Genomic DNA, 24,920 nt, shown 5'->3' with positions numbered 1-24,920 from the left:
ATAATTTAGTGGCAGGATTCTGCCACTAAATTATTTAACTTATTTGTTTTAATTATTGAACTTCTTCAGCAGTATAGTAGCCAGCTTCAATAATAACTTCTTCGTAGTTACTAGCATCTACACGAACTGGTTCAAGAAGGAATGAAGGAACTACTTTTACACCATTATCGTATGTTTCAGTATCGTTCACTTCTGGTTCTTCACCATTAAGTACTGCGTCAGCCATCTCAACTGCTTTCTTTGCTAATTCACGTGTATCTTTAAATACCGTCATTGTTTGTTCACCAGCAGCAATTGATTTAACAGAAGCCAATTCAGCATCTTGACCAGTTACAACTGGAAGTTCTGAGTAACCAATGTTTTTAAGTGCAGCAATAATACCAATACTGATTCCATCATATGGAGACAAAATTGCATCAACTTCATCATCTGTATAGTATGTGCTAAGTAGGTTATCCATTCTTGCTTGAGCAAGTGCCGGATCCCAACGTAATGTTGAAACTGTATCCATACCAGCTTGACCACTCTTAACTACTAGCTTACCTTCATCAATGAATGGTTGTAACACAGACATTGCACCATCATAGAAGAAATATGCATTGTTATCGTCCGGTGAGCCACCAAATAATTCAATATTGAATGGACCTTCAGCATTTTCTAAATCTAAGTATTCAGCAATATATGAACCTTGAAGTACTCCTACTTCGAAGTTATCAAATGTCGCATAGTAAGAAATATTTTCAGTACCTTTGATTAAACGGTCATACGAGATAACTTGAACATCTGCCGCGGCAGCGTTTTCAAGAACATTTGTTAACGCTTCTCCATCAATTGCAGCAACTACTAATACATCTACACCTTGAGTAATCATGTTCTCAATTTGGGACACTTGGTTTTCAACAACATCCTCAGCATATTGAAGAACTGTTTTGTAGCCTAATTCTTCAAATTCTTTAACCATGTTATTTCCATCATGTACCCATCTCTCAGAAGATTGTGTCGGCATCGCAATTCCGACAAAGCCAGCTTCTCCGCTTCCTGCATCTCCGCCTGTGTCTCCACCTGCGTCCTCGCCGCCTTCATTTCCGCCGCCACAAGCAGCCATTACGAATAAAATCATTAGTGAAAGTAAAATTCCTGCTATCTTTTTCACTTAACTTCCCCCTTTTTTATGTTGGTATCGCTTACAAGAATTAGTATAGGCTACTTTTCACCTATTTAGTCAGCCTACTTTCTATAAGAAATTACGTCTTTCTTCACTTCTTCGTTCTTTTTTTTGTAAACGATATCATTATTTTATCTTTATAGCACTTTTTTAATCGTTATAGCATTTAATCATTTAACTTTATTCATTTAATTAAGGAAGTTGAGCGAAAATAAAAGCTGAGCGAATAACGCTCAACTCAATAAACTATCAGAAAACTACTTTTATATCTCTAATAGGTAAAACAACCTATTAAAATCACAAGACGTCTTGGCGATATTCACTCGGAGAAACACCTGTTACCTTTTTGAATACTCGACTAAAATAGTTCGGGTCCTTATACCCTACTGCATAACAAATCTCTTTAACATTTCTTTCTTTTAAACGCATCAACTCTTTCGCTCGTTTAACGCGAAGCTCTGTTACATAATCAATGAAAGATTGGCCTGTGCGTACTTTAAATACTTTACTAAAGTAATGTGGACTAAGTTGAATTACTTCTGCCACGTCCTCAAGCGTAATTGGCTTTTCATAATGCTCTGCGATGTAGTTTTTTGCAATAACCATTACGTCCTTATTTTGTGAATAATACATTGAATGAATATAGGCAGTCAACCTCAGCATCTCTTCGTACGTAGCTTCTTGTAATTTTAATAAGGAGGTTGCTTGCAGATAATGTTGGCTCGATTGTAATGTATGCTCTGTTTCAATCGTTTGTCGACTTAGTACAATAAAAAACTCAGCTAACTTTGTTTTCATTTCATCTACTGACCCTTCACAGAAGGTAGTAATTGCCTCGAAATATAGAGTGTAGTTCCTTGAAACATCATCAATTAGCCCTGCTGTTATCGTCTCTAGCAATTGTTTTTCGAGTTTATAAGGATATGCGGCGTCACTCCCTTCACGTACTTGTTGACTATAAAAAATACATGAAAAAGGACGGGCAGATGTTGTTAAAGCATGCAAAGCTTCATGGTAAGATTGGACGAACTTTTCAATCTCATTGTAATTAGTTCCAATTCCAATAGAAATCGAAACGTTTGGAAAACGGCGACTAAACTTCTCGATCAATTCCTTCCCACATGACACCGCACGACTACGAATAGAAAATTTGTCAGCACGCTCGTCTTCTTTCAATTGAATTAGTACTGGGAGGCGATTTATACGACTCGGTCCCGTTAAACTCTTCCAAAAATAGTGATTCAAATGTGCTTGCAAAAAAGAACTATATTGATTTATTTCATGAGACTCAAATGAATGACCTTCCTTCTGAAATTCAAACACCATAACAAAGCTCTCTTTCTCGAGCCTACTTTCCCAATCATCATCAAATTCAGCCATTTCATTTTCATCCATGTCGCCCATTAAAAGTGACGTAATTACTTTAGACTGAACAATCGATAGGGCTCTTCGGTAATTGTCTTTTAATAATAATTCTTCATTTCGTTTACTTCGCTCAAGAGTAATTTCTTGAATAACCTGTTCAATTGAAGAAATTACCTCTTCTTTAGTACTAGGTTTCAAAAGATATTCTTTCACACCGATTTTCATAACCTGTCGAGCATATTCAAATGTATCGAATGCAGAAACCATTATAAACTGAGTTGCTTGATTCCTTTTTTTTATTTCCTGTGTTGCTTCTATTCCATTTATACCAGGCATTTTTATGTCCATAAAAACAATATCAGGTCTGAATTCCTCTGCTTTAATAATTGCAGTACGACCATTTTCAGCTTCTTCTATTTCAACGTTTGAAGGGAAATGTTCACTGATGATTTTTCGAAGCCAATGTCTTTCAATCATTTCATCATCGACTAGTAAGATCTTATACATTCGCTTCCTCCTCTTCTATCGTAATAGGTAATTTCAACTCAATCATTGTACCTTCTCCTTTTATTGAGTGGATTCTCAGAATATCGTCATGTTGATAGAACATCTGCAATCTTCTAATAACATTATTTAAGCCAATCCCAGTTGAATGCCCTGATGATTTGACTAGACGTTCTGTCGGGTTCGCCATTAAGATCCGACTAACGGCTTCATCCATGCCAATTCCATTATCTTTAATTCTTAAGTAAAATGTATTATCTTTCATAAATCCTTCAATTTCAATTTTACCTTCTTGTTCATATGGTTCAATCCCATGAATAAACGCATTTTCCACAAGTGGTTGAAGCGTTAAAATAGGTATTTTTTGTAATAAACAGTTTTCATCTACTTGAATTGTAAAATCAACCCGATTATCAAATCGTGCTTTCTGAATAAAAAAATATTCCTTTACAATATTAATTTCATCAGCAAGCGTAACGGGTTTATCAATTTGACTTAAATTATAACGTAGGAGTTTAGCAATCGAGGTAATCAGCATGTAAATCCGTTCTGATCCCTCAATATAAGCCGTTTTCGCAATAGTGTTCAGTGTATTAAATAAAAAGTGAGGGTTGATTTGACTTTGTAAACTTTTTAACTCCATCTCTTTAATTAGCTTTTCTTGCTCTGATTTGTCTTTAATTTGCCGAACGAGATAATGAAGGTCTTTCCTCATTTGGTTAAATGTTTTTGTTAAAAACCCAAGCTCGTCCTTCCTTCCAGAATGAATATCTAAACCTTCTAAATTTCCACTAGCAATTTCCCTTGCAGCTCCTGTTAAGCGGTGAATCGGTTTGGTAATATCATTACTAAATATAAAAGCAAATAATAGTCCCATTAGAAAGGTACCTGAGAACATCGCTATTCCCATGGACTCCATGTACGCGTTTCGTTTATTCATTGCATCATAAAACGACTGGAATTCTGTAAGTTCATTATTTAAAAGCATCAAGGTTTCTTCTTGGATAAAGCCATGAAGCTTGAGAGCTTCTCTTTGCTTTACAGAATATGTCTCGATGTCATCATTTAAAAACGTTGATATAGCGAGGTCGCTTTCCTCAATTAGGCTTTCTAGCATATTTTGATAATTATTAACCGATACCGAATTTGATTGGTTCAACAACTCCGTTTCCAAATTTTTTTGTAACGATAGTAGTTGATCCCTTCGCACATTATATTCTTTTAAGTCCTCAATCGCTTTTTTATTTAAATAGACGTTCATCGCCTCATAAGATTCATTTGTTTTTTGGGATACATCATTTAATAGAAAAAACCGGTTTAGAATATGGTCATATTGTTCGACCGTTTGTTTATGATTGTAAAATAAAAAAATAGACAAACTATTCAAAATAACGAATAAAGCAATGAAAAACAACATAAGTTTTGTTTTTATTTTATACATTCTACATCTTCCTAACCTGTTTCTTCATATTATATTGTTCCTGTTAACTCTCTCGCTATTTTTCCTATTCTATATCCTCTTTTTGAATAAATTCAGTATCTGTATAATATTCTGATTCTACGTCTTTACCGTTAATGATATCAAGTAATAGTACAACGGCCTGATGACCCATATCATAAGGCTGTTGCCGAAGTATTGAATGAATAATTCCTTTTTGTAAATAATTTATTGTTTCTTCAAGGTCATCAAAAGCATAGACCTTTATTGGGGTAGCTGGTTTGACTCGCTCAAGCGTATCAGAAATTCCTATGCCGTCCAATGCACTTGTCCCATACAGAACATTAATTTGGGGAAAATCACGTAATATCTGAAATGTTTTTTCTGCTCCTTGAATTTTACTTAGATTTGAGCTTTCAATTGCGAGAATCTCAACTCTAGGAATAGGCTCTACCGCATCGACGAAGCCCTTCACTCTTAATTTATGCTGATTAGCGATTGTACTTCCTGTAACAATTCCAACTTTAATAGGTCCTGTAGTCTCCAACAACAGAGCTTGTCCCACTTTGTATCCTGCTTCATAATTATTCGTTCCGACATATGACATTCGATTACTATTTTCTGAGTCTGTATCCACTGTTATTAAAGGAATTCCTTTACTTAAGGCTTTATCAATAACTGGTTTGAATTCCTTATCTGTTAAACCTTGCGTCATTATACCGTCGACTTTCGAAGCGATTGCTTTTTCAATTAATTTAATATGCTCATCAATATTTGTTTGCTTTGGTCCTGCATATTCTATGAGTACGTCATGAGGAGCTGCCGCATCCTGAGCTCCTTTAATCAAGTCTTTGAAATATGGGTTCTCTTTCTCTTCTACAATTAATACAAAGTGATAGGATGGTTCTTTAGAAGGAGGAACCGTATCAATCGTCACATCATATTGAAGCGCTTTCACGAAGAAGTGGTACATAAAGCTTATTGAAATACAGACTCCGATTACTAGTAGTATATGAATGATATAATTTTGCCTCAATGTACCACCTCCATGACCAACGGTTAACTTAATTATTTTAGCATATATTTTCATTACTGAATAATAGTTGATTCCTAATTAATTTTACCACGAGAAACTTAGACCTTCTCACTTTTATAAGCAAATGGAGCGTTTTGCCGGTTCAAGGCATAAATTGATCGATTAAAAAAGCACGAGCGGGGGCTGCCTCTGTTCCAATTAGCTTAAGTGGGGCGCAGACTAAAAGATATTCTTTTGCTTCCACTTCTTTTAGGTCTAACCCTTCAAGAATAATAATATCCTTTGTGAATAATGTTTTATGGGTCGGATGATTATTTTGACTTCTTTCAATTCCTAATGTATCAATACCTACGCCGCTTATTCCTTTTTCACTTAGATACTTTGCTCCATCCTCAGCTAAAAAAATGAAATTGTCATTGGTTGTCATCCCCAGTGAATTTTGAGTTTTTAATAGCAGAAAATCTCCTTTTTCGATTTCAGCTCCTCTCAAATCATCAGAAGATATTCGATCACGTGCTTTTGTGACATCGATTACCTTGCAAGGACGGACAAGTTTTTCTAATTCAATCGTTTCGACTGTTTTACCTTGCTTGAGCATATGCAGTGGTGCATCAATATGTGTACACGTATGAATATTCATTTTAAGATTGGTATCTGTAATATAGTCATTTGTTTTTGTTTGAATAACTGGCTGATTTGCTTCATTCCCCATATATGTTGGCATTCCCTCATAAATGGTGACACTAATATCAATAATTTTCATTTAATATTCCCCCTTTTCTAATATAGCAATATGTCTTTCTAATAGATCATAATAGTTATCGCTTAAGAATTCTTTACCGCCTCTAAGGATTTCTTTCTTAAAATCTTCAGAGGGAGCAGTCTCCTTTTGCTTATCTACGACGACGAAGGTTACCGCTTCAATCATTTGTTTACTCTTTAACTCAAGCCAGACAAACGTAGGGCGATACACATTTCTTGAAACTCCTTCTTCCTCGTAAAGATACATTAATGTTTGCCTGTCAATCAGATACACTTTCCCCTCAACATTACCGCCTTCTTCAACGATATCGGCTTTTCCTCCCTCGTTTGTCGGTAACGTAAATCGCAGTGTATAACCTTGAAGTGTCCCTCTCCCCATAATAAATTGGAAGAATGGGTGGACATTTGCTTCTTTAAAGCGAGTATGATCCATACTAGAACCATACGCAAAATAATAAATGGGACGTTCCGAGTTTGTTAAGATATATTCTTTCCAGTCACCGCTTTTAATACAATTGGATGGAGATATACACTGTTTTCCTTCTATATAAACAAACGCTTTCAAAGATCCTTGATTCGTATATACTGTCTGTTCCACTCGTTCATATAAGTTATCAGGACGATTAGGGTGATAATCTTCAAGCTCGTCAATTTGAGACAGTTCCTCCTTAGAAACTTGATAAATCTCACCATATACTCTACTAGACTCTTTTTTCCTTATTATAGGATATCCCGCGCCTGTATCATGCAGTTCGCCTTTTACCCAACATTGCTGTAACTTTTGATTCGCCTGCTTCAAGAACGAATGATTTATTTCTCCTCTTCTCAATGTTCCATATACAAACAGTGTAATGTTTTTTTGTGACATCGTCTTTCCTCCATTTTTTACTCTTCTGTAAATCATAAACATGTTTACTATGATTATCTAGTATATCTAAGAAAAATAAGAAGGTTTTTGTGAATAAAAAAAAGATGGCGTAGGTTTGAACCCTATCCCATCTTTTTAAAGCCAAACAAAATATGCAATGATGACAGTTACAATTAAATAGAGAATATTTAGAGGTATACCCACCTTCATATAGTCAGAAAAACGATAACCACCAGGCCCATAGACAATTAGGTTCGTTTGATACCCTATTGGTGTTGCAAAACTTGCAGAGGCAGCTAATGTAATTGCAACGAAAAATGCCATTGGATCAATCCCTAACTGAGATGATACCGCTAGTGAAATGGGGAACATCAGTACAACCGCTGCATTATTTGTAATAATCTCAGTGAAAATGGTTGTTATCAAATAGATAGCAATTAAAATCCCAACTACTCCTATACCACCAGTAACACTGACAAGCTTCTCTGCAATAAGAGCAGCAGCGCCACTTTGATCAAGAGCAACTCCAATTCCGATTGCACTGGCAATTAACAAGAGAACATTAAACTGAACATATTTTCTGACGCTCTCAAACGAAATTGTTTTGGTCAGAAATAAGACGAGTACAGCTAATGTCGCAGCTTTGAACATACTTAAAACTTCAAAAGTTGCAAGAAGAATCATCGCTACTAGCGTGACAATCGCTATAAAAGATTTCTTCGAATCGACAACCTCAGCATCTTTAACAGCATTTAACAAGTAAAAATCTTTTGCACTTGCCCATCGACTTTCAAAATCTTTCCCAGCAAGAATTAGTAAAGTATCTCCCGGCTCTAAAACAATGTCTCCAACTTTACTATTAATCCGTTGTTGGTTACGGTGAACGGCAATGACTCCACCACCGTACTTTACGCGAAATTCACTTTGCTTTATTGATTTATTAACTAAATTAGACTGATGAGAGACAACGGCTTCTAATAATACTTGTGTTCCATTTTTTAAATCATCTAACTGCACCCTCGAACCCGTTTCAACCTTTAAGCCCTTCATATTTTGAAGCTCAACAATTGTTGAAATTAAACCAGTAAATACTAACCGATCTCCTGCTTTAATTTTATGATAAGAGTTAACTGGTGCTATTCGCTCTCCATCTTTACGAATGATGCTAATTAAATACAATCCTGTTAAGCTTCTTAATCCAGCTACTTCAATTGTCTTTCCGATTACAGGTGAATTCTCTTCAACCACTAATTCGGATAAATACTCTTTTGTATTTTCCTGAAACATAGTATCAGATGATTTCCTGTCAGGAAGAAGCTTATAACCGATTGTACTCATATATAGAGTCCCTATTAGGGCGGCCGGAACACCAACGATAGCTAATTGAAACATTGAATACCCCGTCATCCCAGTATCAATCATTAGGCCATGGATTAATAAGTTTGTAGATGTTCCAATTAATGTAATTGTTCCACCAAAAATAGTAGCATACGATAAAGGGATTAAAAATTTTGAAGGAGCAATCCCTCTTTCCTTACACCAGTCCCGGACAATAGGCGTAAACATCACAACAATTGGTGTATTATTTAAAAACGCTGATAAACCAGAAATCGGTAACATCATTTTCATTAACGTGGTTCGTGGGTTTTTACCCGTTCCTAATGCTTTTCTAACGATTTGCGTTAGAAGACCACTTTGTTGAACAGAACCTGCAACAATGAATAGAAGCGCCACTGTAAGCATTCCCTCATTTGAGAAACCTTTGACTGCATCTGCGGGGGAGAGCACTCCTAATAGTAATAATGAAGCTAATGCACAAAAAACGATAAAATCAGGACGTGAAACTTCCTTCATTAAACAAATCAACATAACGACAACCACAGTTAGCACAATCATAATATCCAAAGACATGTTGCTATCCCCACTTCTTAATTCATAGTAATTTGATATGTTTTGTAGTAATTTAGATTAGTATAGATTATCCCAATCTTTTTGTCTACGAAAAGTTATAAACTTTTCTAATCTTAAAATAAGAAAACTTAATGATAGCATTAAGTAGATATTTAGATATAATTGCTTCAATTTTCGATATGATACTAATTATCGTGTTCAAAACTTCCATGTACTACATGCAACAAGGAATGAAAACTATTGCTCGAATGAGATCACGTCGGGGCAGCCCCTTACCGTAGATAGCATTGCCGCAAGCGGTCTGGATGCTCTGCTCGCTGATCGCTAAAACTAGCTTCAAAACATTTGCCGGCTTTGCTTATTGTTTCGTGTTTGTGTTTTTTTTTATTCAGATACTTGTGATACAATGGCACACAAGTAGAATATGGTAAACGTAAAGGAGTGGTTCCAATGACAAGCTATACTTCGCGAAAAGATGTACCTGATTATGAAAAATGGGATTTAACTGATATTTATTCCTCAGAAGATTTATGGAAAGCTGATTTTCTCAAAGTTGAAGACCTTGCAAAAGATTTGAAAACATTTGATGGTGCAATTACAGACGCACAATCATTACTTGACTTTTTAACTAAACAAGAAGAACTTGGGTTTATTTTCTCAAAAGTATTCGTATATGCACGTCTCCAAGTTGATTTAGACACGCGAGAATCGTCCTCACAAGAATTGGTTGATAAAGCAACACAGCTAAGTGTAAAGGTGAGTTCAAGTACCTCCTTCTTCACACCGTTTCTTTTAAGTCTTAAAGAAGAGACATTAAAGAGCTACATAGCGGAAATAAAAGAACTAGCTTATTTCGAAGATGACTTGTTCGAAACATACCGTTACAAAGCTCATATTCTCAGTAAGGAAAAAGAAGAGCTCTTATCTGAACTAGGCGAGACGTTATCTTCTCCAAGTAAAACGTTCGGTATGATGAACAATGCGGATATTCAATTTGGTGAGGTAACCAATGATAAAGGTGAGAAGGTTCAGCTTACAAGAGGCATGTATTCTAAGCTAATTGAAGATAAAAACCGAGGTAAAAGACAGGAGGCTTATAAGGCCTATTATAAGCCTTATGTTCAACTAAACCATTCTATCGCTTCGACCCTCTCTTCAGCGATTAAAACAAATGTTACACTTTCAACGATACGGGGTTACTCTTCCGCTTTGGAAAAGTCACTGTTCGGAGATCTTGTCCCAGGTGAAGTCTATGATAATTTGATTGAAACGACGAAGAAACATATCGCTCCCCTTCATCGCTACTCAGAAATCCGAAAAGATGTGCTTGGCTTAGATGATTTAAGACAGTATGATTTGAATGTACCACTCGTACAGGAAAGTAAAGAAGAAATTCCCTATGAAAAAGCATACGACATTATGTTAAATGCATTATCTCCTCTTGGGACCGACTATATCGACATACTTCGTACCTTTAAAGAAAAACGCTATATCGACGTGCGAGAAACACCTGGAAAGCGTTCTGGGGCTTATAATATGGGCTTATATGGGGTCCATCCTTTTGTGTTACTGAATCATCAAGATGATTTAGACAGTCTGTTCACCCTTGTACATGAGATGGGGCATGCGATGCATAGCTACTATTCAAACAAATATCAACCACAAATAACGGCCGGCTATACGATTTTTGTTGCTGAAGTTGCTTCAACTGTTAACGAAGTTCTCCTAATAAATTATTTATTAAATAATGAAACGGACGCTAAGAAGAAGAAGCATTTACTCAACCATTTCATTGATATGTTTCGAGGTACTTTTTTTACTCAAATCATGTTTGCTGAATTTGAAAAACGGACACATGAAATGGCTCAACAGCAACAACCACTTAATGCTTCTTCGTTTAATGAGCTTTATGGGGAGCTTTTTAGAAGCTATCAAGGAGATGTTGTTACCTTTGATGATGAAGTAAAATATGGATGGTCTCGAATCCCACACTTCTACAGACCTTTCTATGTTTATAAATATGCTACTGGCTTTGCTGCTGCAATCCAAATTGCTGATAAACTCCTTTCTGGGGAAAAAGAAGGCACAGAGGCGTATCTGACTTTTTTAAAGAGTGGAAGTTCAGACTATCCACTTGAATTACTAAAGAAGGCAGGTGTTGATTTAAGTAATCCTGACCCAATTGAGCATGCGTTGTCCTATTTTGGAGAATTACTTAGTGAATTTGAAAAACTTTAATATTCTGGCGTGATTTCATGAAAATAGTTATAAAGACAAGCGAAAGGGTGTTCCTGAAGGTCTATCGCCTTCGTTCCGGAACACCCTTTCGTTATTACTCATATTGTTGAAAAAACTCCTTAAACTCCTCGTCTGTTGCAGCGCCAACAATTCTGTCAACTTCTTTTCCATCCTTAAAGTGAATAACTGTCGGTGTGCTTGTCACTTGGTAATCATTCCATCCCTCTTCAAACTCCTTGAGGTTATACTGTTTAAGATCAATTCCTATTTCATCTACAATTGGGACTAGCCTTGGCGTAGTTTCCTTACAGAATGGACAAGTCGAGCTATAAAAGTAAACCGTAAGCTCTTCCCCACTTGCTAGTCTCTCACTTAACTCATCAGGTAGAATGACATTTTGATAGTTAGCATCATTCATTAATTCAGCAGTGGATGGATGAATGGACTTCTTCCCAAATGGATTACCTTCAGCCTTTTTGGTTTGTGAAATATTAGTTACAACAGCCAGACTAATAAATAGAATAATGACAATTGATCCGTAAAGAATTAATTTTTTCATCATGCTTCCTCCTTTTTTATCTTAAATACAAGTAGACTACAAATAAATATAAATAGAAAAGCTGTTCCTGCTAAAAACGGTATGGTGATGAAGCCTAACCAATTTATGTATTGTCCTGTGCATGGAACTCTACCACAAGCAGGAGCAGTCTCTGACAAAAACGAAAGATTTTGTAAAGCATAATGATAGGTTGATAGAAGAAAACCTACTAAAGAAAAAACCAACGAATATAGTGCTACTTTTGCATCTTTTTGGATAATTCCTATTAATATAACAATCACCAATGGATACATTAAGATTCGCTGATACCAGCATAACGTACACGGTTCGAACATTCTAATCTGAGAAAAATATAGAGACCCTAGTGTTGCTATAAGTGATGTTAGCCAGGCAAAAACGAGGAGATTCTCGATTTTTTTATTATTCATGCTCCTACCCTCTACTTTCAAAAATTTAAAAGTACAATTTATTATACATGAGAGGAAGATGTTACTGTATTGACAATTTCGTGAAACTCATTTAAAGTTTCAATGTTTTTCTCTTGGATATATACTCTGTAAATTTCCATTTCTTCAGTACGTGAAATTATTATATTCTTTTTCAGGACATAAAAAGTAAGCTTTTTATGTCCGCTTTTTTAAAATTATTAAGTCTAAACATGTTATTTAAATTTGCTATAAAATCTCGCTGCTTCGACAATCATGGCACCCATCCGTTCAATAACTGGTGCAATGACACGATCGACGCCCTCTTCCTTTAATGCCTCTGTCGTCACTTTCCCAACTGAAACTGCCAAAACCTCATCTTGAAATTTCCTTAATAGATTTTCAGTCATGTTGTTCGCTCTCGCAAATTCAAACAGTGAACGCACCTGTATTGCTGTCGTGAAACAAATCGTATCAACTTCTGTGTTTAGTATTTCATGACACAATGTTTTTACCGTTTCCTTATCAGGAGCGATGTGTTGGTAAGGTAGAATTTCTATCACTTCTGCTCCTTGTTCTTTAAGGAACATTGTTAACTTGGGCACCGTTACACCATGGAGTTGGACTACGACACGTTTCCCCGAAAAATCATAGTTTCTCAATGTATGAATTAATCCTTGTGTCGTACCGTCTATATCCACAGCTTTGGGTCTCACACCTAGTTTCTTTAAAGCACCATTCGTTTTATACCCTCTAGAAGCTACATTCGCATGTTGAATCAATTCAATAAAACGCTCTTTCATATTTAACTTTTCACTCAACTCTATTAAAGTTTCTAGTCCAACGCCGGTAGTGAAAATTATCCAGTCTGTTCCACTTTCAACTATCGTTTTGAACTCAGGTTCAATTTGTTTATCTGCTAGATAAACCGTACCTTGAAGTGGTCTGAGCACAGGAATTCCACCTTGCTTTTCGATAATTTTACTAATTTCCTCCGTTTTTCTTGCCCCTGCAATAACCACTCTTTTTCCAGTTAATCCTATTCCCATAAAACCACCCCTTTTTTAAAATGACTCTAAGCACATTCTATTTAAACTTTCATATAGTTATTTATTATAGTTGAATTTAAGAATAGAAGCTAATTCCCTTTATAAAAATTTAGACCGTTTATAAAGACACTGACTAAGTTTGTAAAACTTTTTTCCAAAGAATAAGGTAAACCAAACCCACCATTTTTCTCAAGGGAAGCAAATCCATGCAAGAGACTTCTAAAACCCCGAACAGCATGAATACATTCATCTTCATCTAGTTCAAAAGGTTGAAATAGCCTGATGGTTAGTTCAATAAGTGCAAGGCTTGCTTGTTCGATAGCCTTAACCCTTGTATCTGGAGCTAAGGTTAATTCATAAACTCCTGGATGATGATGCGCAAATAAGAGATAGGCGCTAGCTACAGAATGAATTGCTTCTTCCCCACACCGTTTTGTAGATGCTTTTTCCAATCTTTGATGTAATTCATTTAGTCCAAATAATGCAATCGTATTGCGCAGTTCAGCCAGACCTTCAATATGATTATAGAGTGAGGGGGATTTTACTCCGAGCTTTTTTGCAAGATTCGCAATGGTAACAGCTTCAACTCCGTCTGAATTCGCTATGTCAATAGCAGCTGTTACTATTAGTGATTTATCTAACCCTTTTCTTTTGGATGCCATTAGCTCTCACCTTTCAGACTTTTATATCCTTTTTTAATTGCTACTTCCAAAATTCCTTTTGGTTCTTTGACCATGCGCCCATGCCCACACGCAATAACTTTGGGATTTAATTGTTCAATCATTTTCGCACTACGAAGCGCATCCTGTTTATTCCACGTTGCAAGTGCAGGAAAAGGAAAGAAAGGCTGCATTGTGCCAGATACAGCAAACCCTCCCTTTGACTGAAATGCATCACCGACTATCACAATGCTATGCCTAATATCATGAAAAGACATTGAACCTGGTGTGTGTCCTGGCGTTGATATAGCTAAAAGAGAACCAATTTGGTCTCCATCCTTTATAAAGTAATCAGGGTTAGTTACGATATTCTTCGCTATACCTCCCCTAATTTTTTTCTTCTCATTTGCTTCTAATGAAATATCACCCTTTAATAGTTTTGCATCCCTCTTTGAAATATAAACCTTAGCTTCAGGTAAAGCTTTCTTTAACCCATCCAATGCGCCTACATGATCCGCATGACCATGTGTTAGTACAATTCGAGTAATGGACTTTTTCAGTGATCCGGCTGCTCGTAAAATTGCAGTTGTACAATAAGGAAGCGCCGCATCAACTAATGTTAATTCATTCTGCTCTTCAACTAAATAACAGTTTACAGGAAATACTTTGGGCATAAATGCTAACTGGTATATCGAATCTTCCTTTATTATCTTCATTGATGCACCCTCCTATTTGATTTAAACTAATACCATTAGTTTAAATTTAACTAATGGTATTAGTTTTGTCAAATAAATGTTTAATAGACTGCTTTGTGAAAATAGCAGTCTTTAAAAGTCATTTTATCAAGTTATTCTGGCCTCCAGACGTACTCTAAAAATGATTCTTCAAAGAGAATCGTATCTATATTACAAGTCTCCGCATCGATACCGTACTGCCACACAATTTGCTTATTTTCTTTTGGTCCATCTGGATTAAATTCAGGTGCATTGCCTTCTGTCGTTATCCCCTTTTGAGGCTGATTGGTCCACACAATCATTTGCTCTCCCAATTCCGGATTTTTAGTTACAGCACTATCATAGGCAGACCGAACGTCTCCTTCGATCGAAAAATAACCATATATTGCCGGTTTATATTGTGAAGGAGAAATAGTATCGTACCACCCTAAAATAAACTCAGCATCAATAGGATATTCAGGTTCAACATTTGCAAATAATGCTACGCCCTCAGGCACATTAATTTCTTTGGCATATTGGAGTGCGAGTTCAGCTTCTGCCACACCTTTATCATATGTTGTTCCTTCTGTAAAATGATTGTAAATAACTAAAAATGAAATCCCCTTCTCGTGCAATAACTGGACCTCATCGGGAGTTAATCCGAAAGATACACCTTCTTTATTTTCTAAATACCTTCCCCAAACAGCCGGATCTCCAAATTCCTTTTGAACACATGATAATAATTCACTAGTTGTTCTACTTGCCGAATCTACTCCCCCAAAGAATATCTTGATTAACATCCTCATTTCCGTTTGAAGTTTCTGTTCCTCCCTCATTCTCTTCAACTTCTTCTGGTGATACGTCGTACTCCTCCATTACGTCCTCTGTATCAATATTAAGGACATTTTCTATTAGTGATTGCCCATCTTGAAAAACAAACAGAAAAAAACTTGCCAGCGCAATAAGGTAAAAGAATCCTAAAATGATATACTGGCGCACATTTCCGCCTCCTATCAGTGTTGAATTCTCTTTATCTTATTGGTGAGGGTATTAAAGGGTGTGGGCAACCTTCACTAGTTTGTATAGCTTTTCCTTACTTTGCTCATACTAGCGTCAGAGGTGAGGAAATTGAAAAAAATAACGAATAATCTCTTAGCTTTTTCAGCAGTACTTATGCTATCAGCTTGTGGTGCGGATTCGGAAGCCGAAATTGTAATGGACGCACAAATAGAACAGCAATCGACCAAGCCTTATCATGGGGTCGCAAGTAACACCGACCAGAATGATGTGGATATTCATCTTCAATCTGCAGTGGTTGTTTATGCAGATAATGCTGGCTATTATCTGCGGCAGACGATTAATCATTTAGAAAGTATTGCACCTTTGTTTGAGGACGACACATTAGGTGAACATGAAGTAAAAGCAATACAACGAGTTATTATTTATATAAAAGAAAAGAGCGTTGATTTTATGGCACAAGAGAGACCAATGGAGTTTGATGGCTTTCACAATATCAACCTAAGCCTGTTAACAGAAATTGATGCTCTCGAAAGGGTACTTGATAATATGGAAACACCTATAAGCCCTCTCCAAATTCAAAATGCACGTGTCTATTATGAAAACTCTGTTATTTCTCATCAACAGCTTGAAATGGAATACCAATCTTTAGCAGAAGAACTAGGCTTTTATTAACTTTTTTATACAAAAAGGGGGTCTGTCATAAGATTTTGACCTTATGGCACACCCTCTTTTATGTTTTGAAACAGTCCTTTTATTTGCTATTGGTTTCAAATATATCAACTATTTCAGCGATGGTTCCTCCGAATGGATTGTGTCCGATATCTACATGGTGCTCTAAGGCCTTCATTCGATTAATTAACCGTCGATTTGTTGTAATACGTACACGATTAATATGAACGATATTATTCACTTCTTTTTTAACCGAACGATAAAGCTTCTTTCGGTCACCTTCATTCGATTCAACTCCAATAACATAAATCTCCCCATCAGAGACAACATGGACGTCATGCACATGCTCGAGTAATTTTAATTTTCTCTCTATCTCAGTTGCTATATCTTGAACCGGCTGATTAGTAAATCTATTGCTTTGATTGCTTTTTAAGTATGGTTCATCACTCTGTATTTGTTTATCCCTTAATATACCTGGCTTATGACTAGTAATCCGTGATCCTTGTCGGTTAATACCTTGATGATTTAAATTTAGATTCCTTTTCTCTACCGAGAAATTCCCTTCACCAAGTGAGGACTGCGTGGGATCTGTAAGTCCTTTCGGTGATGAATCAGGAACCATTAAATCTGTAAGTGGGCCTTCCCAAGCTCTTGCCTGTAATACACCATATCCACTAAAACCTTGAGTTCGGTCTGAATTAGCACCCATAGGTTGCTTTTGCTCAACAATACAACCAGCTAAACATAGAAGAAGAAACATACAACCTATTCCCTTTTTCATTTTCAGCCTCCTTTGTTTTTAGTGTGCGTCTGATAACCTGTTCTAAACAGTCTTTTTCAAGGTAATGTTTTCAAAAAAAATTCCACTTTCCTTCTTAAAATCCTATATATCACTTGAATTATTTGTCGTATTTATTCTATTTTTACCTATTGCTGACTAATTTAGTTGAATGTCTTTTCAATTGTTCGGTTTTGGCTATAATAACTATAGTAGATATGATGAATTCTTCAAGTACACCCCATAAACCGACACAAATAACTGTTCCTCTCTATCCTTTCTATATCCTTGAACTTTGGAGTGTAAAATATGTTACTTACAAAAATTGAAATAAAACGAATACAAATGCTACGTTTAGCCAAGAAATATGGTATGTCTTCACAAAAAACGGTTCAATGTAGTCAAGAACTAGATATGCTCTTAAATCTCGTCCAAATTAAACAAACACAATTAAATAAAAGAAACTCTTGATAAACCATTGCAATCAATCCAATCTTTTGTTAAGGTAGACACACATAAATGTATAATCTTTACTTCAAAACTTGAAGTGAGGGTAGAGGTGCAAATGCCATTAGTAAGTTCGTGGAGGAGTATGAGCTCTTTTGAAGCGTCCTAAAAGGGGGATTTGCCGAAACTAAAGACTAACTCATATACCTTTAGTTGGGACTGTGACTTAATAAGTGCAGGACTGTCATATAGCATTAGCTATATGGGGGGCTATCTTACGCATTGGGATGATTGTGTGTACACAACATTGCCAAGCAACAATGAGTCCCTTCATTGTTGTTTTTTTGTGGTTAACCCGAAAATAGCCCACTACAGATTAAAATTAGATGAATTGAGGGTGAAGAATTATGAATTTCGGACGAATTGTGACAGCAATGGTGACACCTTTCGATCAACATGGACAAGTCGACGTGGAGGCAACAAAGAAATTAGTTTATCATCTTATCGCAAATGGAACAGATGCTTTAGTCGTTGCAGGAACGACAGGAGAATCTCCTACGCTTACCACATCAGAGAAACTACTATTATTTAAAACAACTGTCGAAGCTGCAAACGGGAAAATTCCTGTTATTGCTGGAACGGGTTCAAATAATACTCAAGCCTCTATTGAGCTTACAAAGCAAGCAGAAGAGATTGGTGTAGACGGAATTATGCTCGTAACACCTTATTATAATAAACCTTCTCAAGAAGGAATGTATCAACATTTCAAGGTCATTGCAGACTCTACAAAGTTACCAGTAATGCTTTATAATATTCCTGGCCGTTCCTCTGTAAACCTTAGTGTTGAGACGACTTTGCGCTTAACAGAAATACCTAATATTGTTGCAATTAAAGAAGCAAGTGGTGACCTCGATGCAATGGCTTCCATTATTGAGAAGTCTCCAGAGAGCTTTTCACTTTACAGTGGAGATGACAGTTTGGCATTACCAGTTTTATCCATCGGTGGAATTGGCGTTGTTTCTGTGGCCTCTCACGTTGTTGGAAATGAAATGCAACAGATGGTACGTAATTACCTTGGAGGACAAATTCAAGCAGCAGCAATGCAACACCGTCAATTGTTACCGATTATGAAAGCCTTATTTACCGCTCCAAACCCAACACCTGTAAAAGCAGCTCTTGAAATGAAAGGGATTGAAGCTGGTTTGGTTAGACTACCTCTTGTGCCCTTAACATTGGAACAACAACAACAACTTCAATCAGTCATTCAACCTTCAGTTAATTATTTTGTAAGCTAAAAAGCATGTAGCCTTTGCTACATGCTTTTTCCTTGCAATGACACTGGCTTTATCCAGGTTCTTTCAACGAAGCCTGTGCCAAATAAAACACCAGCCACAATAAAAAAGAAACTAATTAATTGAAACCAGTAAACGCGTTCTCCTAAAAAAATGGCTGCACTTATCAATCCAAAAAATGGCACAAAATTATTGAAAATGGCTGCTTGACCAGCTCCAATCCTTTCAATTGCATAATTTAGAGCAAATTGACCTCCTGCAGTAGCTAGGATTGATGAAACAAAAAAAATGATATAAATCGATAACGGTGCTGACGTCATTTCAGACATTCCACTTGGCTCAAGAATGAGACTGATAAAAAGCAAAGATAATGAGCCAATGACTAACATCATCCCTGTTACTTGTTTTGAGGAAAGTGTCTTCGTTGCTTTTTTAATATAAATAAAGCTTAAAGCCTGGGCAAACATTGCAATAAATATATATATTTCACCTTTATGTATCGAAAAGGACCCAGAACCTCCCTGTATTAACAAAACTCCCAGAAATGCTAAAGCAACGCCAAATAAACGCCATTTTGTAAGCTTATCGCCCAACAAAAGTACTGCTAATATCGAAGTTGTTAGAGGAACTAAGGCTAAAATTAAGACCGTATTTGAGGCGTTAATAAGTGTTAAACCTTGGGCAAGGAAATAATGATGTATAACTACACCAAATAACGCTCCAAGTAGTAAATAAATCCATTCTGCCTTGACTAATGACGTAAATGACTTATTAAGTAGAACAATAACAACGATAGTTATTCCTGCTAACATAATTCGAAATGACGTCATTGTTGCTGGTGGTAGTGCCTCTACCAATACTTTCAACATCACGACGTTAACTCCCCATATGGCCATCGCCGAAACAGCAAGAACATAAACCCAAACATGCGATTGTTCTTTCAATTTAATTCCTTCTTTCTATTTTCTTCTCTCATTAGTTTATCATTGAAACGTTATTTCAGGGGCGGCTTCATTACAAAAAGCCGGGAAAAATGCCCGGCTACGATTACCTTTTTAACCCCAGAAACCCCATTTGATTTAGGGCTTCAACTTTTTCTATAGCTTTCTTAAGAGCTTAGTTCATCAATGACATCAAATCTCGGCTTTTCGAATAATGCTCTTGGAAAGTTTGTAAATGTTTCTATTCCTTTTTCTGTGACTTGAATAGATTCCGTTATCTCAACCCCATAGTCTTCATACCAAATTCCTGGCATTAAATGAAACGTCATGTTTGGTCTTAGTATTGTCTTATTCCCTTCTCGGAAGCTTACCGTATGCTCTCCCCAATCGGGCGGAAAACTAAGTCCAATAGAATAACCGAGTCGAGACTTTTTATGATGTCCATATTTTGCAATTGTTTGACTCCATTTTCTTTCTACATCTTCCGCTGCTATTCCTGGACGGATGATTGCTAACGTTTCTTCAATTCCTTCTTCCACAACTTTGGCTAACTCCTTGACTTTATATGGAGCCTTACCTATCGACATTGTTCGAGCCATCGGTGTATGATAACGTCTATAGGCTCCAGCAATTTCTAATGTTAAAAAATCTCCTTCTTTATACGGTGCGTCAGTCCAAGTTAAATGGGGACATGACGTATTACCATTTGCAGGCATCATTGGAACAATAGAGGTGTAATCACCACCATACTCTTTCGTACCTTTAATTTGCGCATGATATATTGCTGCCGCTACATCGTTTTCACGTATTCCCACGTTTGCTTCTTTAAAAGCGGCCTCCATTGCTTTTTCAACAATAATACCTGCTCGTTTCATATATTCGATTTCGTTGTCCGATTTAATAATTCGTACCCAATTAACAAGGCTTGACGCATCTTTAATAATTGCATTTGGAAGTCCTATTAAAAGATGCTGATAGCATTTAGCCGTAAAATAATGCGCATCCATTTCAACCCCAATTCGCCTTTGTGCTTGACCAATCTCAGTTAAAATGTTCGCAATAAAGTCCATTGGATGACGTTCACTCGATTGGACATAATAGTCAGGGTAGGAAATAATATGCTGCTCATCAAGCCATGTTGTTTTGGCCACTCCTGTTGCATCCATTTGTCTACCAATCCATATCGGTTGTGCATCTTCTAGAGTTACCACCATCATTTGGACAACGTAAAAACTCCACGCTGAGTAATTTGTTAGGTAATACATATTTGATGGATTTGAAATTAATAACACATCGACACCAAGTTCGACCATTCTTTTTTTTGTTTCATGTAATCGCGTCCGATATTCAGCTAACGGAAACATGTTCTCACCCTCTTTCTATTAGCATAAAATGTTCTAGCTATTATTGCTTAATTGAATCGCGACGACCTTTTGTTCTGTCATTTCCTCTATTGCAAAACGAACTCCTTCACGACCTAGACCGGAACGCTTCACTCCACCAAATGGCATAGCATCAATTCGAACATCACAATCATTTACAATGACTCCACCGACTTCAAGCTGCCCAATCGCTTCGAATGCACTATCAAGATTCGACGTGAAGATTCCCGCTTGTAAACCGTACTGAACATTATTGGCAGATTCAATCCCTTCTGAGAGAGTTTTTATTGGTTCAATCATTACAACTGGACCAAACACTTCCTCATTTGCAATCTTAGAAGTTTTAGGTACGCGAATAAGTACAGTTGGCTCAATGAATGTTCCAATCCTATTTCCGCCCGTTAAAATTTCTGCCCCTTCTAAAGTAGCTTCCTTAATCCACTGCTCAACTCGTTCTGCTTCCTTTGTCGAAATCATCGGGCCAATATCTGTTGTTTCTAATGATTTATTGCCAAGCTTAAGGTGACTAGATTGTTCAACAAACTTCTTTAAAAACATTGGATAAATTTGCTCTTGTACATAAATTCGTTGAACACTTAAACAATTTTGGCCAGCTACACCAAAAGCCCCCGCTACGGTTGATTGTACAGCTAACTCTACATTTGCATCATTTAGGATGATAGCCGGTGTGTTAGAGCCGAGCTCCATCGCAACTTTTTTTACGCCTGCTTTTTTGATGATGCTTTTTCCTGTTTCATAGCCTCCCGTAAAGGAAATCAAACGAACATCCTTGTGCTCTACTAATGGATCACATATTTCATGACCAAATCCAGTAATAACGGAAAGAATTTTGTCTGGTAATCCGGCATGTTCAAATGCTTCTGCTAAGCGAATAGCACTTAAAGGGGTCAACGTTGCAGGTTTTACGATAACCGCATTTCCTGACGCAATGGCTGGGCCTATTTTATGAGCAACAAGATTCAGTGGGTCATTAAAGGGAGTAATCGCTGCAACGACACCAATTGGAAAGCGATAGACATATCCTATTCTACGTTCATGTCCTTGCATTTGTGAAAAAGGTATTGTCTCTCCTTCGATACGTCTTGCCTCCTCCGCGCTTAATCTTAAGGTTTCAACACACCGATTGACTTCTTTCCTAGCTTCTCGAATCGTTTTACTGCCTTCTTGTGATATTGTCTTCGCATATAGTTCATGATTTCCTTCAATCCAGTTCGCCGCATTATGAAGAATTCTCATTCGTTCGTGTATAGGGAGTTTTGCAGAAATTTTTGCTCCTTCTTTTGCTCTTGCAATCGCTAGATAGACATCCTCTACTGAAGCAGCAGGAACGGTTGCAATTATTTCACCAGTTCCTGGATTATAAACGGAAATTGTTTTTCCTCTTTCTTCCCAACTTCCACCAATAAGCATGCTTTCCTTAACGATTTGCTTGCTCATTACCGCTCCCCCCTCTTACGTCTAAATTTGACCTCTTTCTAATTGAATTAAGTCTATTAGTACAGCAAACCCTGTTTCTTTTATACCTGCTCCAGCACCGACAAGTGTAATGGGACCTGATAAATCACATTCATACGTGATGGCATTTGTTGCACCGCCTACACCCGCAAGTGGGTCAGATAAATCTAATTTTTCTGGTTGAACAGACGCTCGAATCTGTCCACCATTCTGTTCAATTTTCCCTAGAAGCTTCCACCGCTTTCCTTCTGCCTTTGCTTCCGATATTTGTTCAAGCGTAATTTCAGAAATTCCTTGCCTTTTAATCTCATCACGTTGTAAAGGAATTCCTAAAACAACCTCTGCTAAGATGAGCACTTTATACATAACATCATAACCTTCAACATCGCTCGTTGGATCTGCTTCTGCATATCCTAATTCCTGCGCCTCTTTAAGTGCCTCTTCATAACTCAGTCCCCCATCTTCCATTTTTGTTAGCATATAGTTCGTTGTTCCATTTAAAATTCCTTTTATCGATGTAATTTCATTCCCTACGAGCGCAGCGAGAGGCATTCGCAGTGCAGGAGTTCCGCTCATTACAGCACCTTCAAACAACCATCTAACACCTTTTCTTCGCGCATGATCTGCTAGATTATTATACAAGAGCGCAACTGGCCCTTTGTTTGTCATGACCACATTTTTGCCTACATCAAAAGCTAGTTGACAATGCGATATTGCAGGCTGTCCTGTTTTGACATCGGTGAACGTCATTTCAACAATAGTTTTTGCATTTGTCCGTCCAATCGTCTCCTCACTAGACCAGCCTCTAACTAATCCTGGCTCCTCCGGGTAATCATCTAGCTTTCCTGTTTGATCTATTGTCTCCATCACTTTATCTAGGTTTAACCCTTCTGAATGATGAAGAGATCCTTTGTACAAATCTGAAATGGATACGACTTCAAAATCACATCCGTATAATTCCTTTAATTGTTCATGTTTCTCTCTTAATATTTGGACAAAACCTTGGCCGACTCCTCCAAATCCTAGTAATGCTAGTTTATGAGTCATTGTATTACCCTCCTTTAGCAATTGAAGTTAACACTGCTTGAACAAGAATCCCCGTCCCGATTTCAAGAATAGTCTCATCAAAATCAAAAATTGGTTGGTGAAGACAAGCATTTAATCCCTCTTTTTTTGCTCCAAGAAAACACATTGCACCAGGGACTTTTCTAGTCATGTAACTGAAATCTTCGCCACCCATACCATAACGTTCATTTAATACAATAGTACTTGGATAAGCCTTCTGAATTGATTCACGTAAAATGGTTGTTGCTGTCATATCGTTGTATAGGGCAGGCTCACCTCTATGAACGGTAAACTCAACTTCTCCTCCTAATGTTGTGACAATCTGTAACGTTGTCCGCAACTCGTTTTCAAGCTTGATTCTAGCCTCATCGGTATACGTTCGCATCGTTCCTTTAATGGTTACACAATCAGGTATCACATTCGTTTGTGCACCGCCTTGAATCATCCCAAGACTTAACACCGCAGGCTCTAATGGAGATACTCGCCTATTCGTCAAGCTATAAAGAGTGGGCAAAGTCATTGCCGTTAACCAAATAGGGTCAATCGTTTGATTCGGGTATGCTCCGTGCCCACCTGTTCCTCGAATGTCGATCGAAAACGTATCGACATTCGCCATCGCAAGACCTTCACATAATTTGATTGTGCCAATTGGTTGCTCTGGATCAATGTGAAGGGCGTAGATAGCGTCAACATCATCAAGAACACCTGCATTAATTAAATATTGCGCTCCTGTTTTTCCTTCCTCGTTTTCCGTTTCCTCGGCAGGTTGAAAAATGAACTTCACCTTCCCTTTTAATGGCATTTGCTTATGCAAAAGAGAAAGCTGCTTTGCGGCCCCGAGTAACATCGCCGCATGACCGTCATGGCCACAAGCATGCATGACGTTTGGAGAACAAGACTTATAATCATGTAATGCATGTTCTTGAATCGGTAACGCATCAATATCTGCTCTTAAAGCAATGACTGGACCAACTTTGTCTCCAACAGTAGCTACCACTCCTGTCGGTAAACCAATCCTATTTCGACCATGTACAATATCAACAGACATTTTTTTCAATTCTTCAATCAAATAGTTTGTCGTTTCAACTTCATGAAAGCTTAACTCAGGATGATGGTGTAGATGACGTCTCCACCGCGACAGCTCTCTTCCAATCATGC

General features: G+C 37.2%; 24 protein-coding genes and 1 riboswitch. Of the genes, 4 read left to right on the top strand and 20 right to left on the bottom strand.

Annotated features, from left to right (window positions below; translation table 11 throughout):
* Window positions 1-52: 52 nt before the first annotated feature.
* The 7 genes from chvE to CEF19_RS17765 all read right to left on the bottom strand — a co-directional run bounded on the left by chvE (window position 53) and on the right by CEF19_RS17765 (window position 9,049).
* The gene (gene chvE / locus CEF19_RS17795) at window positions 53-1,153 is read right to left on the bottom strand and encodes a multiple monosaccharide ABC transporter substrate-binding protein (RefSeq protein WP_100407304.1); all 1,101 of its coding nucleotides are present in this window, start codon (window positions 1,151-1,153) and stop codon (window positions 53-55) included.
* Between the two features lie 309 nt (window positions 1,154-1,462).
* Window positions 1,463-3,037 carry a response regulator gene (locus CEF19_RS17790; RefSeq protein ID WP_100407303.1) on the bottom strand — a complete coding sequence of 525 codons (1,575 nt, stop codon included), beginning with the start codon at window positions 3,035-3,037 and terminating at the stop codon, window positions 1,463-1,465.
* The gene (locus CEF19_RS17785) at window positions 3,030-4,475 is read right to left on the bottom strand and encodes a sensor histidine kinase (protein WP_100407302.1); all 1,446 of its coding nucleotides are present in this window, start codon (window positions 4,473-4,475) and stop codon (window positions 3,030-3,032) included. Before CEF19_RS17785 ends, CEF19_RS17790 begins: the two co-directional genes overlap by 8 nt.
* Window positions 4,476-4,539: 64 nt before the next feature.
* A complete protein-coding gene (locus CEF19_RS17780; RefSeq protein ID WP_157800996.1) occupies window positions 4,540-5,508 on the bottom strand; it encodes a sugar-binding protein in 969 nt (322 codons plus the stop codon).
* A gap of 142 nt (window positions 5,509-5,650) precedes the next feature.
* The gene (locus tag CEF19_RS17775) at window positions 5,651-6,271 is read right to left on the bottom strand and encodes a cyclase family protein (RefSeq protein ID WP_100407300.1); all 621 of its coding nucleotides are present in this window, start codon (window positions 6,269-6,271) and stop codon (window positions 5,651-5,653) included.
* Entirely contained in the window at window positions 6,272-7,138 is an 867-nt protein-coding gene (locus CEF19_RS17770) for a gamma-glutamylcyclotransferase family protein (RefSeq protein WP_198510313.1), read from the bottom strand.
* A 135-nt stretch (window positions 7,139-7,273) separates the two neighbouring features.
* The gene (locus tag CEF19_RS17765; RefSeq protein WP_100407298.1) at window positions 7,274-9,049 is read right to left on the bottom strand and encodes an SLC13 family permease; all 1,776 of its coding nucleotides are present in this window, start codon (window positions 9,047-9,049) and stop codon (window positions 7,274-7,276) included.
* Window positions 9,050-9,499: 450 nt separating this feature from the next.
* Here CEF19_RS17765 and pepF point away from each other — a divergent pair, with 450 nt between their 5' ends.
* Entirely contained in the window at window positions 9,500-11,287 is a 1,788-nt protein-coding gene (gene pepF, locus CEF19_RS17760) for an oligoendopeptidase F (RefSeq protein WP_100407297.1), read from the top strand.
* A 94-nt stretch (window positions 11,288-11,381) separates the two neighbouring features.
* Here the strand turns inward: pepF and CEF19_RS17755 are convergent, their stop codons facing one another.
* From CEF19_RS17755 to CEF19_RS23270, 7 genes are all read right to left on the bottom strand, one after another.
* A complete protein-coding gene (locus CEF19_RS17755) occupies window positions 11,382-11,846 on the bottom strand; it encodes a thioredoxin family protein (RefSeq protein WP_100407296.1) in 465 nt (154 codons plus the stop codon).
* Window positions 11,846-12,274: a disulfide oxidoreductase gene (locus CEF19_RS17750; RefSeq protein WP_100407295.1), complete on the bottom strand. Its 429-nt coding sequence runs from the start codon at window positions 12,272-12,274 to the stop codon at window positions 11,846-11,848. Before CEF19_RS17750 ends, CEF19_RS17755 begins: the two co-directional genes overlap by 1 nt.
* Window positions 12,275-12,507: 233 nt before the next feature.
* Window positions 12,508-13,320, bottom strand: coding sequence for a uroporphyrinogen-III synthase (locus CEF19_RS17745; protein WP_100407294.1), 813 nt, complete (start codon window positions 13,318-13,320; stop codon window positions 12,508-12,510).
* An 89-nt stretch (window positions 13,321-13,409) separates the two neighbouring features.
* The gene (locus CEF19_RS17740) at window positions 13,410-13,982 is read right to left on the bottom strand and encodes a TetR/AcrR family transcriptional regulator (RefSeq protein WP_100407293.1); all 573 of its coding nucleotides are present in this window, start codon (window positions 13,980-13,982) and stop codon (window positions 13,410-13,412) included.
* On the bottom strand, window positions 13,982-14,695 hold the full coding sequence (locus tag CEF19_RS17735) for an MBL fold metallo-hydrolase (protein WP_100407292.1): 714 nt from the start codon (window positions 14,693-14,695) through the stop codon (window positions 13,982-13,984). The genes CEF19_RS17740 and CEF19_RS17735 overlap by 1 nt, the downstream gene beginning before the upstream one ends.
* Before the next feature lie 131 nt (window positions 14,696-14,826).
* Window positions 14,827-15,492 (bottom strand): glycoside hydrolase domain-containing protein, encoded by a 666-nt coding sequence (locus CEF19_RS17730; RefSeq protein WP_157800995.1) that lies wholly within the window; start codon window positions 15,490-15,492, stop codon window positions 14,827-14,829.
* Window positions 15,449-15,691 (bottom strand): hypothetical protein, encoded by a 243-nt coding sequence (locus CEF19_RS23270; protein ID WP_157800994.1) that lies wholly within the window; start codon window positions 15,689-15,691, stop codon window positions 15,449-15,451. Before CEF19_RS23270 ends, CEF19_RS17730 begins: the two co-directional genes overlap by 44 nt.
* Before the next feature lie 129 nt (window positions 15,692-15,820).
* Here CEF19_RS23270 and CEF19_RS17725 point away from each other — a divergent pair, with 129 nt between their 5' ends.
* Entirely contained in the window at window positions 15,821-16,384 is a 564-nt protein-coding gene (locus tag CEF19_RS17725) for a lipoprotein (RefSeq protein ID WP_100407290.1), read from the top strand.
* 79 nt (window positions 16,385-16,463) lie between these two features.
* Here CEF19_RS17725 and CEF19_RS17720 read toward each other — a convergent pair whose 3' ends face one another.
* Window positions 16,464-17,162, bottom strand: a complete 699-nt coding sequence (locus CEF19_RS17720) for a YhcN/YlaJ family sporulation lipoprotein (protein ID WP_100407289.1) — start codon at window positions 17,160-17,162, stop codon at window positions 16,464-16,466.
* Window positions 17,163-17,468: 306 nt separating this feature from the next.
* Here CEF19_RS17720 and CEF19_RS17715 point away from each other — a divergent pair, with 306 nt between their 5' ends.
* Window positions 17,469-17,630, top strand: coding sequence for an aspartyl-phosphate phosphatase Spo0E family protein (locus tag CEF19_RS17715; protein ID WP_100407288.1), 162 nt, complete (start codon window positions 17,469-17,471; stop codon window positions 17,628-17,630).
* Window positions 17,631-17,705: 75 nt separating this feature from the next.
* A riboswitch (Lysine riboswitch) is annotated at window positions 17,706-17,887 on the top strand.
* Between the two features lie 126 nt (window positions 17,888-18,013).
* Window positions 18,014-18,901 carry a 4-hydroxy-tetrahydrodipicolinate synthase gene (gene dapA, locus CEF19_RS17710; RefSeq protein ID WP_100407287.1) on the top strand — a complete coding sequence of 296 codons (888 nt, stop codon included), beginning with the start codon at window positions 18,014-18,016 and terminating at the stop codon, window positions 18,899-18,901.
* 17 nt (window positions 18,902-18,918) lie between these two features.
* Here the strand turns inward: dapA and CEF19_RS17705 are convergent, their stop codons facing one another.
* The 5 genes from CEF19_RS17705 to CEF19_RS17685 all read right to left on the bottom strand — a co-directional run bounded on the left by CEF19_RS17705 (window position 18,919) and on the right by CEF19_RS17685 (window position 24,918).
* Window positions 18,919-19,842 (bottom strand): DMT family transporter, encoded by a 924-nt coding sequence (locus CEF19_RS17705; RefSeq protein ID WP_227522021.1) that lies wholly within the window; start codon window positions 19,840-19,842, stop codon window positions 18,919-18,921.
* Window positions 19,843-20,006: 164 nt separating this feature from the next.
* Entirely contained in the window at window positions 20,007-21,203 is a 1,197-nt protein-coding gene (locus CEF19_RS17700; protein ID WP_100407286.1) for a M24 family metallopeptidase, read from the bottom strand.
* A 33-nt stretch (window positions 21,204-21,236) separates the two neighbouring features.
* Window positions 21,237-22,679 (bottom strand): aldehyde dehydrogenase family protein, encoded by a 1,443-nt coding sequence (locus CEF19_RS17695; protein ID WP_100407285.1) that lies wholly within the window; start codon window positions 22,677-22,679, stop codon window positions 21,237-21,239.
* A 21-nt stretch (window positions 22,680-22,700) separates the two neighbouring features.
* Window positions 22,701-23,744, bottom strand: coding sequence for a homoserine dehydrogenase (locus tag CEF19_RS17690; protein ID WP_100407284.1), 1,044 nt, complete (start codon window positions 23,742-23,744; stop codon window positions 22,701-22,703).
* Between the two features lie 4 nt (window positions 23,745-23,748).
* Entirely contained in the window at window positions 23,749-24,918 is a 1,170-nt protein-coding gene (locus CEF19_RS17685) for a M20 metallopeptidase family protein (protein ID WP_100407283.1), read from the bottom strand.
* Window positions 24,919-24,920 lie beyond the last annotated feature (2 nt).

This window comes from Bacillus solitudinis (assembly GCF_002797395.1).
Classification (GTDB): domain Bacteria; phylum Bacillota; class Bacilli; order Bacillales; family Bacillaceae_D; genus Halalkalibacter_A; species Halalkalibacter_A solitudinis.
The sequence above is the reverse complement of the archived record's forward strand: the minus strand, read 5'-3'. Positions and strand labels throughout refer to the sequence as shown.

Excerpts from the sequence above, each read along its gene's own strand:
- CEF19_RS17790 (WP_100407303.1), bottom strand. The coding sequence starts at position 3,037 with ATGTATAAGATCTTACTAGTCGATGATGAAATGATTGAAAGACATTGG.
- CEF19_RS17785 (WP_100407302.1), bottom strand. The coding sequence starts at position 4,475 with ATGTATAAAATAAAAACAAAACTTATGTTGTTTTTCATTGCTTTATTC.
- CEF19_RS17775 (WP_100407300.1), bottom strand. The coding sequence starts at position 6,271 with ATGAAAATTATTGATATTAGTGTCACCATTTATGAGGGAATGCCAACA.
- CEF19_RS17770 (WP_198510313.1), bottom strand. The coding sequence starts at position 7,138 with ATGTCACAAAAAAACATTACACTGTTTGTATATGGAACATTGAGAAGA.
- CEF19_RS17765 (WP_100407298.1), bottom strand. The coding sequence starts at position 9,049 with ATGTCTTTGGATATTATGATTGTGCTAACTGTGGTTGTCGTTATGTTG.
- pepF (WP_100407297.1), top strand. The coding sequence starts at position 9,500 with ATGACAAGCTATACTTCGCGAAAAGATGTACCTGATTATGAAAAATGG.
- CEF19_RS17755 (WP_100407296.1), bottom strand. The coding sequence starts at position 11,846 with ATGAAAAAATTAATTCTTTACGGATCAATTGTCATTATTCTATTTATT.
- CEF19_RS17750 (WP_100407295.1), bottom strand. The coding sequence starts at position 12,274 with ATGAATAATAAAAAAATCGAGAATCTCCTCGTTTTTGCCTGGCTAACA.
- CEF19_RS17745 (WP_100407294.1), bottom strand. The coding sequence starts at position 13,320 with ATGGGAATAGGATTAACTGGAAAAAGAGTGGTTATTGCAGGGGCAAGA.
- CEF19_RS17740 (WP_100407293.1), bottom strand. The coding sequence starts at position 13,982 with ATGGCATCCAAAAGAAAAGGGTTAGATAAATCACTAATAGTAACAGCT.
- CEF19_RS17735 (WP_100407292.1), bottom strand. The coding sequence starts at position 14,695 with ATGAAGATAATAAAGGAAGATTCGATATACCAGTTAGCATTTATGCCC.
- CEF19_RS17730 (WP_157800995.1), bottom strand. The coding sequence starts at position 15,492 with ATGTTAATCAAGATATTCTTTGGGGGAGTAGATTCGGCAAGTAGAACA.
- CEF19_RS17720 (WP_100407289.1), bottom strand. The coding sequence starts at position 17,162 with ATGAAAAAGGGAATAGGTTGTATGTTTCTTCTTCTATGTTTAGCTGGT.
- CEF19_RS17715 (WP_100407288.1), top strand. The coding sequence starts at position 17,469 with ATGTTACTTACAAAAATTGAAATAAAACGAATACAAATGCTACGTTTA.
- dapA (WP_100407287.1), top strand. The coding sequence starts at position 18,014 with ATGAATTTCGGACGAATTGTGACAGCAATGGTGACACCTTTCGATCAA.
- CEF19_RS17700 (WP_100407286.1), bottom strand. The coding sequence starts at position 21,203 with ATGTTTCCGTTAGCTGAATATCGGACGCGATTACATGAAACAAAAAAA.
- CEF19_RS17695 (WP_100407285.1), bottom strand. The coding sequence starts at position 22,679 with ATGAGCAAGCAAATCGTTAAGGAAAGCATGCTTATTGGTGGAAGTTGG.
- CEF19_RS17690 (WP_100407284.1), bottom strand. The coding sequence starts at position 23,744 with ATGACTCATAAACTAGCATTACTAGGATTTGGAGGAGTCGGCCAAGGT.
- CEF19_RS17685 (WP_100407283.1), bottom strand. The coding sequence starts at position 24,918 with ATGATTGGAAGAGAGCTGTCGCGGTGGAGACGTCATCTACACCATCAT.